Source organism: Methylocystis heyeri (genome assembly GCF_004802635.2).
Classification (GTDB): domain Bacteria; phylum Pseudomonadota; class Alphaproteobacteria; order Rhizobiales; family Beijerinckiaceae; genus Methylocystis; species Methylocystis heyeri.
This window is the reverse complement of the sequence record NZ_CP046052.1, coordinates 2,579,069-2,595,177: the sequence shown is the minus strand read 5'-3', so window position 1 is coordinate 2,595,177 and position 16,109 is coordinate 2,579,069. Positions and strand designations below refer to the sequence as shown.

The window sequence follows — 16,109 nt, the reverse complement described above, 5'->3', positions numbered from 1 at the left end:
GGCGCCAAGGTCGCAATTTGGACGCGATGCCGGAGCAAATCGGCGGGTTCGCCCAGGCCGTTCGCGGGCGAATGCGACGTTTCTCGCATGGCCGGTTGCAGGAGCCCCGCGTCGAAACAGCGTCCAGCATGACATGAGGCCTTCGGCGCCGGCCTCATGTCGCCAGGGTCCTGGCCTGTCGGGGACAGCCGGGCCCGTTAACAGCAAAGGTTGATAATGCCGACCATCGCTCTCGTCGACGACGATCGCAACATTCTGACCTCCGTGTCGATCGCCCTTGAAGGAGAAGGCTATCGCGTCCAGACCTATACGGACGGCGCCGCCGCGCTCGACGGCCTGCGCGCCAATCCGCCGGATCTCGCGATTTTCGACATCAAGATGCCGCGCATGGACGGCATGGAGCTCTTGCGGCGCCTGCGGCAGAAATCCGATCTTCCGGTGATCTTCCTCACCTCCAAGGACGAGGAAATCGACGAATTGTTCGGGTTGAAGATGGGCGCGGACGATTTCATCCACAAGCCGTTTTCACAGCGGCTTCTGGTCGAGCGCGTGAAGGCGATCCTGCGTCGCGCCAACCCCAAAGAGGCCGCGGCGCAGAAAGAGTCCGAAGCCAAGATCCTGGAGCGGGGAGCCCTGACGATGGACCCCGAACGCCACGCCTGCACCTGGCGCGGAGACCCCGTGACCCTCACGGTAACCGAGTTTCTGATTCTCCAGGCGCTCGCCCAGCGCCCGGGGGTCGTCAAAAGCCGCAACGCCCTGATGGACGCCGCCTATGACGATCAGGTCTATGTCGACGACCGCACCATCGACAGCCACATCAAGCGGCTGCGCAAGAAGTTCAAGGTCGTGGACGACGAATTCGAGATGATCGAGACGCTTTACGGCGTCGGCTATCGTTTCAAGGAGGGCTGAGTTGAACCGGTGCAGGGAGGGCGCGGGCGGTCGATGAGCGTCGAGGCGCAGCAACGGGCGCAGTCGGTCTCGCCGGTTCGGCAGAGCCGGGCAGGGCGCGTCGCGTCGGTGCGCGTGATGCGGCTGTTGCGCACGGCCCAGGCGCGGCTGTCGTCTTCGCTCACGCGCCGCATCGTCGTGCTCAACCTCGGCGGCCTCGTCGCGCTTCTCGGCGGTTTTCTCTATCTCAACCAGTTTCGCGAAGGCCTCATCGACGCCCGCGTCCAAAGCCTGCAGACCCAGGGCGAGATCATCGCCGCGGCGGTGGCGGCCTCGGCCACCATAGACACCGACGCCATCACGATAGACCCGGAAAAGCTGCTCAAGCTCGCGCCCGGCGAAAGCTTCAGCGCCGCCGACGGAAGCCAGCCTCCGCTCGAATTTTCTCTCAACCCCGAAAGGGTCGGGCCTTTGCTGCGCCGGCTGGCGTCGCCGACGCGCACGCGCGCCCGCATCTACGACCGGGACGGTTCGCTTCTGCTGGATTCTCGCTCGGTTTCGGGACGCTCGAACATCCTCCGCTTCGATCTGCCGCCCGCCGGAGCCGGGCATGGCGGGTGGGACGAAGCCACGCTTTTCGAGCAGGCGGCCAACGCCTTGAGGCGCTGGTCGCGCAGGCCCGACCTGCCGCTCTACGAAGACATCGGGATGGCCAACGGCAAGGCCTATCCCGAGGTGGCGACGGCGCTCGGCGGTACGGCGCAATCCATCGTGCGCGTCAACGCCAAGGGAGAGACCATAATCTCCGTCGGGGTGCCGGTGCAGCGCTTCCGCTCCGTGCGGGGCGCCCTTCTGCTCTCCACATTAGGGGGAGACATCGACGCGATAATCGCGACCGAGCGCTGGGCCATCATCCGCATTTTTCTGGTGTCGGCGGGCGTGATGCTCCTGCTCTCGCTGCTGTTCGCGGGGACCATCGCCGAGCCGATGCGCAGGCTGGCCGAAGCCGCCGAGCGCGTGCGCCGCGGCGTGAGATCGCGCCAGGAAATTCCCGATTTTTCCGATCGCCAGGATGAGATCGGCCATCTCTCCGGCGCGCTGAGGGACATGACCAGGGCGCTGTACAGCCGGATCGAGGCGATCGAGCATTTCGCCGCCGATGTCGCGCATGAGCTGAAAAACCCGCTGACCTCGCTGCGTAGCGCGGTGGAGACGCTGCCGATCGCGAAGACGGACAGCGCGCGGGAGCGGCTGCTGGAAATCATCAAGCACGACGTCGGCCGGCTGGATCGCCTCATCACCGATATTTCTGACGCCTCGCGCCTGGACGCCGAACTCGCGCGCGCGGACATGGGAAGCGTGGATATTTCTTCCGTGCTCGACACCGTCGTCGACATGGCGCAGGGCGTCGCCCGCGACGACCGCGTAACCGTGACCCTCGTGAAACAGACCGTCGCCGGCGAGGCTCTGCGGCGGCGCTGGCGCGTGTTCGGGCATGATTCTCGTCTGGCTCAGGTGTTCGACAATCTCATCGCCAATGCGCGGTCGTTTTCTTCTCCCGGCGATGTGGTGCGGGTGACTCTGCGGCCCGAAACCGGGATCGATATTTCGGGCCAGCTGCGGGAAGGATATGAGATTCTGGTCGACGACGACGGTCCGGGAATTCCCCAGGGGGCCTTCGAGCGGGTGTTCGAGCGCTTCTACACCGATCGCCCCCAGCAGGGATTCGGCCAGAATTCGGGTCTCGGCCTGTCGATCTCCCGCCAGATCGTCGAGGCCCATGGCGGACGCGTCCGCGCTCTCAACCGCACTCTTTCGGCCCCCGAGGGCACGGACGAGCCGCCGCATTGCGACGCCGGCTCGGGGGAGGCGGCGCAGGGCGACGCCGTGCTCGGAGCCCGTTTCGTCGTGTGGCTGCCCGCGGAGCGATGATCGAGCGGCCGCCGACCTTCATCCACGCCAATGCGCTCCTCATCGGCGAGACCGGCCTCCTCCTGCGCGGCGTCCCGGGCTCAGGCAAAAGCGCCTTGACCCTGCGCCTCGTCGAGTGGGCCGCCTCGCGAGGCTTTTTCGCCAGATTGATCGGAGACGACCGGGTGGCGGTCGAAAATCGCAGCGGGCGGTTGATCGCACGTCCCCATCCCGCCGTCGCCGGCCTGATCGAAATGCGCGGGCGCGGTCTGGTTTCAGTCGCCTTCGAACCCGCAGGGGCGATTCTCGGCGTCGTCGACCTCGAGCCGCCCTCGGGCGAGAGCCATCCTCGATATCCGTCGCCGGAAGCGGATCTGACACAAATTTGCGGCGTGAGCCTTCCACGCTGCGCCGCCGCGATCCGCGACGCCGCCGTACTGGAAAAAATGCTTCATTTTATTCGGAACTTAAGCCTAAAATAGCCAAAGGCGCGGATTTTGGCTTGCCAATTTCGCCGCATTGCACAAAATGATAAGCTGAAAAAAGCGCCCGCGACAGGATGGCGACGCTCGTGTATAACGCCTCGCGGGACACTATGGTATTTGTCCGTTCCTCGCTCCTCGCATGCGGGGAGCCCGGACATGGACCGGCGGCCATCGGGCTGGGATCCTTTCCCCGAGTCGCCTCGTGAGACGTCGTCATGAGTGGTAGCGTCGAATGATAGGAATGGTCCTGGTGACCCACGGCCACCTCGCCACGGAGTTTCGCGCCGCGCTCGAACACGTGGTCGGTCCGCAAAAGCAGATCGCCTCGATTTCGATCGGGCCCGAGGACGATATGGAGCGTCGACGTCTCGACATCATCGAGGCCGTCAAGCAATCCGACACAGGCGACGGGGTCGTGCTTTTGACCGACATGTTCGGCGGAACCCCGTCGAATCTGGCGATCTCGGTCATGAACGGCGCCAATGTCGAGGTTCTGGCGGGCGTGAACTTGCCGATGCTGATAAAACTCGCTTCGGTTCGCGAGGGGCAAACCCTCGAGCAGGCGGTTCTGCAAGCGCAGGACGCCGGGCGCAAATATGTCCATGTGGCGAGCAGAATTCTTTCTCCCCGTTGCGCCGAGGACAAAAAACAAAAGATCGAATCGCAAAAATAATGAGTTCCCAACAGGACCAAACGGTCGCCGGCGCGCGCCTCTCCCGTGACCTCACGATCGTCAACCGCAAGGGGTTGCACGCCCGGGCGACCGCCAAATTCGTTCAGTGCTGCGATCGCTACGACGCCAGCGTCACCGTCACCAAGGACGGGGAGACGGTCGGGGGCAGTTCGATCATGGGCATTCTGACATTGGGCGCAGCGAAGGGCTCCGTCATCAGCGTCGCGGCCGAGGGCGCGCAGGCGGGCGAGGTTCTGGATGCGCTCGCGCAGCTGGTCGCCAATCGTTTCGGCGAGGACGAATAGCTCCTGCGAGACCTGCGGGAAACGGCTGCGACAATTTTTCTCTCTCCCCGGTTCGCGCCGCGCGCAACCCTGTCTGCGCAGACGGGCGGACGAGCTTTCCCCCTATACGATTCGCCGTGTCGGGACGCCCGGGCGACCCGCCAAAGGGGGGAAGCGCCGAGAGGGCCGCGCGAGGTTTTCCCGGCGATTCAGCCAGCCCGCGCCGTTCGAGGGGATGGCGTCATGACCTGATCGTTTGGATAGGTAGAAGGTAGGCCGGAGAGCCTATTCCATCTTCTCGCGCATAAGGGTTCGACTCATGTCGTCAGGATGGGGCGGGTCTTTCGACGGCGCGGCGAAGCGCCCGCAATCGCCCGGTTTGAATGAAATTCCACTTGACGAACAGTTGCTCCGCCCGCATAGGGGCGATGTCGCCGCGCGCTTGACGCAGCCCGTGCGGCGGGTAGGTCCTCCGGCTTCGGGGCTGGCTGCTGAACGCGGCCCTGTGCTTGATGATCGGTAAAGAAGATTCTAGGGTCGTCAGAAATCGGCCGAACGACGCTCACCGTCGTATCGGCCCGGCTGTCATTGGGGGGAGCCGGCGCGTTTTGCGCCACGTCGCCCCTTGAGCTCAACCGCGTTGAGCGCAGTTCAGAAAATTTTTGCAGGGGCCGCCATTCGGGCGCTCGAAGGGAGTGGAAGTGGAATGACGACGCCATCGTCGGCCGCCGCGCCAGGCGCAAGCGGAATCAATAATCAGCATCTTGCGCCCAAATCCGACATCGAGATTTCGCAAGCGGCGAAGATGCGCAAGATTGTCGACGTCGCGCGCGACAAGCTGGGCATCGCGGAAGAGCACGTCCAGCCCTATGGCCACTACAAGGGCAAAATCTCGCTCGACTACATCGCTTCGCTGGAGGGCAAGCCGGACGGCAAGCTCATTCTGGTGACCGCCATCACCCCGACGCCGGCCGGCGAGGGCAAGACCACCACCACGGTCGGCCTCACCGACGGGCTGAACCACATCGGCAAGAAGGCGCTGTGCTGCCTGCGCGAGCCGAGCCTCGGCCCGTGCTTCGGCGTCAAGGGCGGCGCGGCCGGCGGCGGCTACGCCCAGGTGGTGCCGATGGAGGACATCAACCTCCACTTCACCGGCGACTTCCACGCCATCGGCGCGGCCAACAATCTGCTCGCCGCCCTCATCGACAATCATGTCTATTGGGGCAATTCCCTCGCGCTTGACACCCGCCGCATCAGCTGGCGCCGCGTCGTCGACATGAACGACCGCGCGCTGCGCTCGATCGTCTCCTCCCTCGGCGGCGTCTCCAACGGCTTCTCGCGCGAGGACGGCTTCGACATCACCGTCGCGTCGGAAGTCATGGCGATCTTCTGCCTCGCGTCCGACTTCGCAGACCTGCAGAAGCGGCTCGGCAACATCGTCGTCGGTCAGACCCGCGAGAAAAAGAACATCCGCGCCTCCGAGCTGAAGGCCGCGGGTTCGATGGCCGCGCTGCTCAAGGACGCCATCGCGCCCAACCTCGTGCAGACGCTCGAGAACAACCCCGCCATCATCCACGGCGGGCCTTTCGCCAATATCGCGCATGGATGCAACTCCGTGATCGCGACGAAATCCGCGCTCAAGCTCGCCGATTACGTCGTGACCGAAGCCGGCTTCGGCGCGGATCTCGGCGCCGAGAAGTTCTTCGACATCAAGTGCCGCAAGGCGGGGCTCAAGCCCGACCTCACTGTGATCGTCGCGACCATTCGCGCGCTCAAGATGCATGGCGGCGTGGCGAAAGAAGACCTCAAGGCCGAGAATCTCGAAGCGCTGGAGAAGGGTTTCTCCAACCTCAAGCGCCATATCGGCAACGTCAAGAAGTTCGGCGTGCCCCTGCTGGTGACCGTGAACAAATTCTCGTCCGACACCGAGGCGGAGATGGCGCTGCTCCAGAAACTCTGCGGCGCGGAAGGCGTGGAATGCGTCGTCGCCGACAACTGGGGCTCGGGCGGAGCCGGAGCCGCGGATCTGGCGCGGGCGGCGGTCAAGACCATCGAGGCGCAGCCTTCGCAGTTCAAGCCGCTGTACGCCGACGAGCTTCCGCTCGCCGAAAAGGTGCGCACGGTCGCCAAGGAGCTTTACGGCGCCTCCGACATCTCCTTCGACTCGAGCATCAAGGCGCGCTTCGCCGAACTCGAGAAGGAAGGCTTCGGCAATCTGCCGGTCTGCATCGCCAAGACGCAGTACAGCTTCTCCACCGATCCGAACGCCAAGGGCGCTCCGTCGGGTTTCGTCATTCCGATACGCGAATTGCGTCTTTCGGCCGGGGCCGAGTTCGTCGTCGTCGTCTGCGGCGACATCATGACGATGCCCGGCCTGCCGAAAACGCCAGCCGCCAACAGCATCGAGGTCGGGACCGACGGGCGTATCGCCGGCCTGTTCTGATCCGCGCGGACATTCAGGTCCGCCCGATTTTTTGCAATCGCCGCGATGCGCTTGGGCGCCGCCCATGGCGCATCCGGCATGGTTACCAACCAAAGCGCTCGAAGGGAGCCGAATATGTCGAATTCCAGAATTCCCGGCCGCAATTTTCTTTTCGTGCCGGGTCCGACCAACCTGCCGGATCGCGTGCAGCGCGCGATGATGGTCGCGTCGGAGGATCACCGTTCGCCGACCTTCCCCGATCTCGTGAAGCCGCTCTTCCCGCAGCTCAAGAAGGTCTTCGAGACCGACGCCGGCCACGCCTTCATTTTCCCGGCGTCCGGCACCGGCGGCTGGGAAGCGGCGATCACCAACACGCTCTCGCCCGGCGACAAGGTTCTCGCCCAGCGTTTCGGCCAGTTTTCTCATCTGTGGATCGACCTCTGCGGCCGTCTCGGCCTCGAAGTGATCAAGCAGGAATGCCCGTGGGGCACCGGCAACGATCCGGAGAAGATCGAAGAGGCGCTCCGCGCCGACAAGAACCACGAGATCAAGGCCGTTCTCGCCACCCATAACGAGACCGCCACCGGCGTGACCTCGGACATCGGCGCGGTGCGCAAGGCCATCGACAACGCCAAGCATCCGGCCCTGCTGTTCGTCGACGGCGTGTCCTCGGTCGCTTCGCTGCCCTTCCACATGGACAAGTGGGGCGTCGACGTCATCGTTTCGGGTTCGCAGAAGGGCTTCATGCTGCCGGCCGGCCTCGCGCTGATGGCGGCGAGCCCCAAGGCGATCGAGGCGGGCAAGAAGAACAGCTCGCGTCGCGCCTATTTCGAATTCCAGGACATGATCAAGAACAACGAGACCGGCTATTTCCCCTATACGCCGTCGATCCCGCTGCTCCATGGCCTCAAGGAAGCTCTCGCGATCCTGTTCGAAGAAGGCCTCGATCAGGTCTACAAGCGCCACCATCACCTCGCCGAGGGCGTGCGCGCCGCGGTCGGAGCCTGGGGCCTGAAGCCCTGCGCCAAGGAAGCCAAGTGGAATTCGGACACCGTGACCGCCATCGTCGTGCCGGAAGGCTATGACGCGGCCAAGGTCATCTCGACCGCCTACAAGCGCTATAACCTCGCGCTCGGCGCCGGCCTCTCCGAGGTCGCGGGCAAGGTGTTCCGCATCGGCCATCTCGGCGACCTCAACGAGCTGATGCTGCTCGGCGCCATCGCCGGCGCGGAAATGGCCATGCTCGACAACGGCATCAAGATCCAGCCCGGCTCCGGCGTCGCCGCCGCCCAGGCCGTGTATCGCGCCGATCCGCTGCTGAAGGCCTAAGAAAATCGAAAGCGTCCGGCGCAACCGCGCCGGACGCCTCCCAAACGAGCGCGACGAACGCGCCGCCGATTACCATTGAGGGGATGAGGGAATGTCGCACAAAATCGTTTTTCTCGATCGCGAGACGCTCGACGCCAATTTGCGCAAGCCCAATTTCCCGCATGAATATGTCGAATACGCCCAGACTGCTCAGTCCGAAGTCGTGGAGCGCCTGAAGGGCGCGGACATCTGCATCACCAACAAGGTGCCGCTGCGCGAAGACGCGCTGAAGCAGCTTCCCGGCCTCAAGCTGATCGCCGTCGCCGCGACCGGCACCGACGTGATCGACAAAGCCTACACGACGGCTCACGGAATCACGGTCTCGAACATCCGCAACTACGCGTTCAACACGCTGCCCGAGCATGTCTTCGCGCTGCTCTTCGCATTGCGCCGCAATCTCGTGAACTACCATAATTCGGTGTTCCACGGCCGCTGGGGCTACAACAACCAGTTCTGCTACTTCGACTATCCGATCTACGATATCGCCGGCTCGACGCTCGGCATCATCGGCTATGGCGCCCTCGGCAAGGAAATCGAGAGGCGCGCCGTGGCGCTCGGCATGAAAGTGCTGATCAACGACGTCGCCGACGTCCCCAACAAGGTCGACGTCGCCACAATTCTGCGCGAATCGGACGTCGTGACGCTCAATCTGCCCCTGACGCCGCAGACCCGGAACATGATCGGCGCGAAGGAATTCGCTTCGATGAAGAAGACCGCCAGCATCATCAACACGGCGCGCGGCGGCATCATCGACGAGCAGGCCCTCGTCGACGCGCTGCGCAACGGCGTGATCGCCGGCGCGGGCATGGACGTGCTGACGGTGGAGCCGCCGAAGAACGGCAATGTGCTGCTCGATCCGACCATTCCCAATCTGATCGTGACGCCGCATGTCGCCTGGGCCTCCAAGGAGGCCATGCAGGTGCTCGCCGACCAGCTCGTCGACAACATCGAGGCTTTCGCCGCCGGCGAGCCGCGCAATGTGGTGACTGCGTAACGCGTTCTCAGCCCGCATGAAAACATGCGGGCCGACGCCGCGGAGAGGGAGCGCATTCGAAACGCGAAGGGCCGTCCTTTGCGCAAATGCGGGCCACGAGAGCCGAACGACTACCGCGACGCCGCGATCGCCGGCGGAGCGGCGCAAACTCAGGGGCGCCCCCGGCGCCCTCTTAGTCAGGGTCTTCCGCAATCCCCCCGGATTGCGTCGCTACGCTCGCCAATCACGAGCCGCAACCATTTCGGAACCACACGCTCATGACCAAGAAGCTTCTTTTCCTCCTCGACACCGATCCCGCGCCGAGCGTCTTCGATACGGTGGTCGGCTACGACGGCGGCGCCGATCATGTGATCGGCTATGGCGGCGTCAATCCGGCCAATGTCGGGGCTCTGGTCGACGGAACGATTTACACCCGCGGGCCGAAGGAAAAGCAATTCACCGCCATCTTCGTCGGCGGCGGAAGCATGACCGCGGGCGAAGAGCTCTTCAAGCTGGTCAAGAAGCGCTTCTTCTCCAATTTCCGCGTCTCGGTCATGCTGGACAGCAACGGCTCCAACACCACCGCGGCCGCGGGCGTCGCCCTGCTCGCCAAAGCGAAGCCGCTCGCAGGCAAGAAGGCGGTGGTGCTCGCGGGCACCGGCCCGGTCGGCATGCGCGCCGCCGCCATGCTCCACATCGAGGGCGCCGAAGTCGCCATCACCTCCCGCACTCTCGCTCGCGCGAAGGCTTCCGCCGCCGCGATCCAGGAGCGCTTCGGCTTCACGCCCACCGCCATCGAGGCGGCCGACCAGGACGCCCGCGCCCAGGCGATCAAGGGCGCGCAGGTCGTGTTCGCGGCCGGCGCGATCGGCGTCCCGCTGCTGGACGAGAAAGACTGGCGCGACGATCCCACCGTCGAACTCATCGCCGACTGCAACGCCCAGCCCCCGCTCGGCGTCGGCGGCGTCGAAGCGATCGACAAGGCGAAGGAACGCCACGGCAAGATCGTCATCGGGGCTCTCGGCCTCGGCGGGCTCAAGCTCAAGCTTCACCGCGAATGCGTGGCCAAGATGTTCGAGAGCGCCGACCAGGTGTTCGACTGCGAAAATATCTATGCGCAGGCCAAGGCGCTCGCCTGACCGGATGGGTTTGTCATGACCAAGAATGAAACGATCGCGAAATTTCTCGACGGGCTCGCCAGCGAAGCGCCGACCCCGGGGGGCGGCGGCGCCGCCGCCATTATGGGCGCCGTCGGCGCGGCTCTCGTCTCGATGGTGGCCAATCTCACCATCGGCAAGAAGAACTACGAGGCTTTCGAGGCCGATCTGAAGGAAGCCAACGCCAGGGCGGAGGCGGTTCGCGCCGAGCTCACGGCGGCAATCGACGAAGACGTGGTGGCTTTCAACGCGGTCATGGGCGCCTATGGCCTGCCGCGCGCCACCGACGAGGACAAGGCGGCGCGGGCCGCCGCGATTCAGGCGGCGCTCAAGCAGGCCACCGATGCGCCGCTGCGCGCGGTCAAGGCCTGCTATGAGGTCATCCAGCTTTCGGCGATCGTCGCCGAAAAGGGCAACCTCAATGTGATCAGCGACGCCGGCGTCGCGGTGCTGGCGGCCAACGCCGGCCTGCGAAGCGCCGCTCTCAACGTCTTCATCAACGCAAAGTCGATCAAGGATCGCGAATTCGCCGAGATCCGCCTCGGCGAGACCAATGCGCTGCTCGATCTCGCCGCCACGAAGACGGAAGAGGTCTATGATGTGGTGCGGGGGAAGATCGGCTCCTGAGGGCTGAAAGCATGTTCCCGAAAAGCGCTCGGCGTTTTTCGGGACGACATGCCCGGCCGAATGACGTTTGAAGCGCGTTCGACGCCGATACCAAACGCGCGCCAAGAAAAATACTTGTTCGGGGAGGACAAGATGGACGTCCATGAGTATCAAGCCAAGGAACTCCTTGCCGCCCACGGCGTAGCTATTCCGCCCGGCACGATCGCCTTCAGTCCCGATCAGGCCGTCTACGCCGCGACCGAGCTCGGCGGCTCCAACTGGGTGGTGAAGGCGCAGATCCACGCCGGCGCGCGTGGCAAGGCGGGCGGCGTCCGTTTCTGTCGCACCTATCACGAAGTCCAGCAGGCGGCTCGAGAGATGCTGGGCAAGCGCCTGGTCACCGCCCAGACCGGCCCCGAGGGCAAGCCGGTTCAGCGGGTCTACATCGAACTCGCCGACCCTTACGAGCGCGAGATCTATCTCGGCTATGTGCTCGACCGCAAACTGGAGCGCGTTCGCGTCATCGCCTCCAAGCATGGCGGCATGGAGATCGAGGAGATCGCCAAGAACACGCCCGACGAGCTGCTTCAGGTCATCGTGGAGCCGGCGGTCGGACTTCAGCCGTTCCAGGCGCGCGAACTCGCCTTCCAGCTGGGACTCAACCTCAAGCAGGTTTCGCGCGCGGTGCAGACCATTCTCGGGGCCTATCGCGCCTTCCGCGACTGCGACGCGACCATGCTGGAGATCAATCCGCTGGTCGTGACCAAGGACGACAAGGTGCTGGCGCTCGACGCCAAAATGTCCTTCGACGACAATGCGCTGTTCCGCCGCCGCAACATCGTCGACATGAACGATCCGTCCCAGTCCGATCCGCGCGAGGCGCAGGCGGCCGAGCACAGCCTGAACTACATCGGGCTCGACGGCGAGATCGGCTGCATCGTCAACGGCGCCGGCCTCGCCATGGCGACGATGGACATGATCAAGCACGCCGGCGGCAGCCCGGCCAACTTCCTCGACGTCGGCGGCGGCGCCTCTCCCGAGCGCGTGGCGACGGCTTTCCGGCTCGTGCTTTCGGACCAGAACGTCAAGGCCGTTCTCGTCAACATCTTCGCAGGCATCAACCGCTGCGACTGGGTAGCCCAGGGCGTCGTCGACGCCGTGCGCGAAACCAATATCTCCGTCCCCCTGATCGTGCGTCTGGCCGGCACCAATGTCGAGGCCGGCAACAAGATCATCGCGGAAAGCGGCATTCCGATCATCACCGCCGCAACGCTGAAGGAAGCGGCCGACAAGGCCGTGGCCGCCATCAAGAACGCGGGCTGAGCGATCCCCCGGACCGTCTCGGTCCGGGCGCAACGGTTATGATGGCGGCGAGCTGAAAGACTCGCGCGCCGCCGGGAGGAAACAATGAGCATTCTTATCGACGAGAAGACGCCGATTCTGGTGCAGGGCATCACCGGCGACAAGGGCAGCTTCCATACCAAGGAAATGCTCGACTACGGCAGCAAGATCGTCGCCGGCGTGACGCCCGGCAAGGGCGGCAAGAGCGTCCATGGCGTTCCGGTGTTCAATACGGTCAAGGACGCCGTGAAGGAGACCGGCGCCCAGGCCAGCATCGTTTTCGTCGCTCCGCCTTTCGCCGCGGACGCGATCATGGAGGCGGCGGACGGCGGCATCCGCCTGATCTGCGCGATAACGGACGGCATTCCGGCCCAGGACATGATGCGCGTGAAGCGCTATTTCATGCGCTATCCCAAGGATCGCCGGCCCATGATGGTCGGCCCCAATTGCGCGGGCATCATCAGCCCCGGCAAGGCCATGCTCGGCATCATGCCCGGCCACATCTACAAGCAGGGCAATGTGGGCCTGATCACCCGCTCGGGAACGCTCGGCTACGAGGCGGCGGCCCAGCTCAAGGAACTGGGCATCGGCGTCTCCACCTCGGTCGGCATCGGCGGCGACCCCATCAACGGCTCGTCCTTCCTCGATCATCTGGTTCTCTTCGACAAGGACCCTGAGACCGAGGCCGTGCTGATCATCGGCGAGATCGGCGGCCCGCAGGAAGCCGAGGCTTCCGCCTGGATCAAGGAAAACTTCTCCAAGCCGGTGATCGGCTTCGTCGCCGGCCTCACGGCGCCGAAGGGACGCCGCATGGGGCACGCCGGCGCGATCATCTCCTCGACCGGCGACAGCGCCGCCGAGAAGACGGAAATCATGCGTTCCTACGGTCTTGCGGTCGCGCCGAGTCCTTCGGAGTTCGGCGAGACGGTGGCGAAGGTGCTGAAGCGGGCCTGAAGCGCGTTCGGCTCACGTAATCGGGCGCGCCGCGCTATGCTCGCATGAGCGCAAAGCGCGTCAGGGGCGGGAAGGGGCCTTCCTCCTTTTCTTCGGAGAAGGAGGAAGGCGCGCCCGGGCTTGGCGGAAAACCTCGAGGATGCGAGGCTCGTGTCATTCAACCCTGTCGATCCAGGGATACAGTCGCCGGCGCCGCTTGCTGAAGCCTCGGAAAGCAGATCATCCCCGGATGGGGAGCGAGGGAAGCCGGACCGGTCCTATTCAATGGCGCAACGCCGAAGAGTTCGAGAGTTTTCATGACTGAAGCTTCTCAGGAAATCCCGCCCGTCGTCGCGCCGTCCGCCTTCGCGACGCGCTCGGCCAAGGAGGCTTCGGCCTATCTCATCGATCAGCTGGTGTCGGTGGTGAAGCGCCACATGCCCCAGATCGATCCGGTGCTGCGCGGTTTTGCGGCGGGCTCGAACCTGACCGATTACGAGATGGGTCGCGCCCTGCAGGCGCAGGGGATCTTGTTCCAGCTCGTCTCCATCGCCGAGCAGGCCTATGCCATGCGCCGCCGGCGCTTCATAGAGCGCGAGCGCGGCCACGACCAGCTGCTCGGCACCTTCGACCAGGTTCTGTCGGCCGCGGCCAAGGCGGGCGTCTCCGCCGACGAAATTCGCGCCCAGCTGCACGCCCTGCGGATACGCCCGGTGATCACGGCGCATCCCACCGAGGCCAAGCGCGTATCGATCCTCGAGAAGAACCGCCGCATCTATCTGCTGATGCGCGATCTCGAATCGACCCGCTGGACCGACCGGGAGCGCAATGCGCTCGCGGCCCAGGTGCGCGACCAGATCGAGCTGCTGTTCCTCACCGGAGACCTTCATCTCGAAAAGCCCACCGTCGAGCACGAGGTCGCCTGGGGCCAGCATTTCTTCTCGGAAACGATCTTCGATCTCGCGCCCGATCTCCTCGCGGCTTTCGAGCGGGCGCTGGAAAAGCATTATCCCAACGAGACATTCGAGGTCTCGCCCTTCTTCCAGTTCGGCTCATGGATCGGCGGCGACCGGGACGGCAATCCTTTCGTCACCAATGCGGTGACGCGCAAGACGATGAGCGACAACGCGCTCGCGAGCCTCGGCTATTATCGCCAGCGCATCGTCGAACTGGGACGGATGCTGTCGCTCAGCCCCCGCGCCGCCCATATTCCGCAGAAGCTCCGCGACGATCTGGAGCGCCGCCTGAATGCGCTGAAGGATGCGAGCTCCATCCGCAGCCGCAACCAGATGGAGCCCTATCGGCAGTTCTGCAATCTCATCCTCTACAAGCTCGATCAGACGCTCCGGGCCACGAGGGGCGAAGCGCCGGCCGATCTGCGCTACAGCAACGCCGACGAACTCATCGCGGAGCTTCGGTTCATCGAAGAATGCCTGATCGAAGGCAGGTCGGCGACTCTCGCCAGCGATCTGGTGCGGCCGCTGCGGCGCGCGGTCGAGATATTCCGCTTTTCCACCGTGCGCCTCGATCTGCGTGAGAACACCACCCGCACTACAGCAGCGCTGTGCGATTTGTGGCGCGCCACCCAGGAGGGCGAGCCGCCGGGAGTGGAGACGCCGGAATGGCGCGCCTGGCTCGACGCCCAGCTCCAGACGCCGCCGCTCAGCGCCGACGAACGCGAGAAATTCTCGAGCGACACGCGCGAGACCATCGAGACGTTCGAACTCGTGGCCGAGCTGCAGAGCCGGCTCGACCGCGAAGCTTTCGGCAGCTTCGTCCTTTCGATGACGCACAGCGCGGCCGACGTGCTCGGCGCCTATGTGCTGGCGAAGGAAGCCGGGTTGGTGCGCCAGGGTTCGAAGGGCGTCTACTGCACCCTGCCCATCGTTCCGCTGTTCGAGACCATCTCCGATCTGCAGGACGCTCCAGCAATCATGCGCGAGCTTCTCCAAATTCCGCTCGTGCGCTCCAGCGCCAAATCGCAGGGCGATTTGCAGGAGGTGATGATCGGCTATTCGGACAGCAACAAGGACGGAGGTTTCCTGCCGTCGAACTGGGAGCTCTACAAGGCTCAGGCGCGTCTGACCGCCGTGGGAATTGAAGAAGGCGTCGCCATCGCCTTCTTCCACGGGCGCGGCGGCTCGGTGAGCCGCGGCGGGGCGCCCACCGGCCAGGCGATTGCGGCGCAACCGGCGGGTTCGATCAGGGGGCGTTTCCGCGTCACCGAACAGGGCGAGGTGGTCTCGTTCAAATACGCCAATCGGGGCACCGCCGCCTATCAGATGGAGCTTCTCGCTTCTTCCGTCTTCATGCATGCGCTGAAGTCGGAGCGCGAGGACGCGCTGATCCCGCGGGCCGAGTTCGAGGAAGCCTTCGAGGAAATGTCGGTCGCCGCGTTGGACGCCTACACCAAATTCATCGGCGATCCTGGTCTCGTCGCCTATTTCCAGGCCGCGAGCCCGCTGGAGGAAATCTCCATGCTCAACATAGGGTCGCGCCCGGCGCGGCGCTTCGGCGCCCGCAGCCTCGCGGACCTGCGCGCCATTCCCTGGGTCTTCGCCTGGGCTCAGAACCGCCATGCGATCACCAGCTGGTACGGCGTCGGCTCTGGCCTCAAGGTCTTTCTGGATGCGCGCGGCGACAAGGGTTTGGAGCTGCTGCGGCGCATGTACGACCAGTCGCGGCTGTTCAAGCTGGTTCTCGACGAGGTCGAAAAGGCCTTGATGATGGTCGATATTTCGATCGCCCGGGCCTATGCCTCGCTGGTCGCCGACGAAGAATTGCGGGCGAGAATCTTCTCGACCATCGAGGCGGAGTATGAGCTGACCCGGTCTGTGGTTCTGCGCGTCACCGGCGCCGAGCAGATCGGGGATCGTTTTCCCGCCCTTCGCGCAAGGCTCGCCGACCGTCTGCCGACCATCAACGAAGTCAATCGCGAGCAGGTCGAGCTGTTGCGACGCTTCCGCAATACGGAAGACGAGGCCGCGAGAGAAGCGATCAAGGTTCCACTGCTGCTCTCGATCAGCTGCATCGCAGCCGGTCTCGGCGCCACCGGCTAGTTT

Annotated in this window: 13 protein-coding genes; all 13 read left to right on the top strand. The window is 64.6% G+C overall.

Translation table 11 applies throughout. The features are described from left to right. Positions 1-216: 216 nt before the first annotated feature. The 13 genes from H2LOC_RS11870 (at position 217) to H2LOC_RS11810 (ending at position 16,106) form a co-directional block, all read left to right on the top strand. A complete protein-coding gene (locus tag H2LOC_RS11870; RefSeq protein WP_136496587.1) occupies positions 217-915 on the top strand; it encodes a response regulator transcription factor in 699 nt (232 codons plus the stop codon). A 33-nt stretch (positions 916-948) separates the two neighbouring features. Then, entirely contained in the window at positions 949-2,826 is a 1,878-nt protein-coding gene (locus H2LOC_RS11865; protein WP_136496586.1) for a stimulus-sensing domain-containing protein, read from the top strand. Next, positions 2,823-3,287 (top strand): HPr kinase/phosphorylase, encoded by a 465-nt coding sequence (locus tag H2LOC_RS11860; RefSeq protein WP_136497089.1) that lies wholly within the window; start codon positions 2,823-2,825, stop codon positions 3,285-3,287. Before H2LOC_RS11865 ends, H2LOC_RS11860 begins: the two co-directional genes overlap by 4 nt. Positions 3,288-3,522: 235 nt before the next feature. Continuing rightward, a complete protein-coding gene (locus tag H2LOC_RS11855; protein ID WP_154331640.1) occupies positions 3,523-3,963 on the top strand; it encodes a PTS sugar transporter subunit IIA in 441 nt (146 codons plus the stop codon). Continuing rightward, positions 3,963-4,268, top strand: a complete 306-nt coding sequence (locus H2LOC_RS11850) for an HPr family phosphocarrier protein (RefSeq protein ID WP_136496585.1) — start codon at positions 3,963-3,965, stop codon at positions 4,266-4,268. The genes H2LOC_RS11855 and H2LOC_RS11850 overlap by 1 nt, the downstream gene beginning before the upstream one ends. Before the next feature lie 685 nt (positions 4,269-4,953). After that, on the top strand, positions 4,954-6,690 hold the full coding sequence (locus tag H2LOC_RS11845; RefSeq protein WP_136496584.1) for a formate--tetrahydrofolate ligase: 1,737 nt from the start codon (positions 4,954-4,956) through the stop codon (positions 6,688-6,690). 114 nt (positions 6,691-6,804) lie between these two features. Then, positions 6,805-7,998, top strand: a complete 1,194-nt coding sequence (locus tag H2LOC_RS11840; protein ID WP_136496583.1) for an aminotransferase class V-fold PLP-dependent enzyme — start codon at positions 6,805-6,807, stop codon at positions 7,996-7,998. 91 nt (positions 7,999-8,089) lie between these two features. Further along, positions 8,090-9,031, top strand: a complete 942-nt coding sequence (locus H2LOC_RS11835; RefSeq protein WP_136496582.1) for a D-2-hydroxyacid dehydrogenase — start codon at positions 8,090-8,092, stop codon at positions 9,029-9,031. Positions 9,032-9,288: 257 nt separating this feature from the next. Beyond that, positions 9,289-10,149: an NAD(P)-dependent methylenetetrahydromethanopterin dehydrogenase gene (locus H2LOC_RS11830; RefSeq protein WP_136496581.1), complete on the top strand. Its 861-nt coding sequence runs from the start codon at positions 9,289-9,291 to the stop codon at positions 10,147-10,149. A 15-nt stretch (positions 10,150-10,164) separates the two neighbouring features. Beyond that, complete coding sequence (gene fchA / locus H2LOC_RS11825; RefSeq protein ID WP_136496580.1) at positions 10,165-10,794, top strand: methenyltetrahydrofolate cyclohydrolase; 630 nt, start codon at positions 10,165-10,167, stop codon at positions 10,792-10,794. 132 nt (positions 10,795-10,926) lie between these two features. After that, the gene (locus H2LOC_RS11820) at positions 10,927-12,096 is read left to right on the top strand and encodes a malate--CoA ligase subunit beta (protein ID WP_136496579.1); all 1,170 of its coding nucleotides are present in this window, start codon (positions 10,927-10,929) and stop codon (positions 12,094-12,096) included. Positions 12,097-12,180: 84 nt separating this feature from the next. Next, on the top strand, positions 12,181-13,068 hold the full coding sequence (gene sucD, locus H2LOC_RS11815; RefSeq protein WP_136496578.1) for a succinate--CoA ligase subunit alpha: 888 nt from the start codon (positions 12,181-12,183) through the stop codon (positions 13,066-13,068). Between the two features lie 296 nt (positions 13,069-13,364). Next, positions 13,365-16,106: a phosphoenolpyruvate carboxylase gene (locus H2LOC_RS11810; protein ID WP_136496577.1), complete on the top strand. Its 2,742-nt coding sequence runs from the start codon at positions 13,365-13,367 to the stop codon at positions 16,104-16,106. The last annotated feature ends 3 nt before the right edge of the window (positions 16,107-16,109 follow it).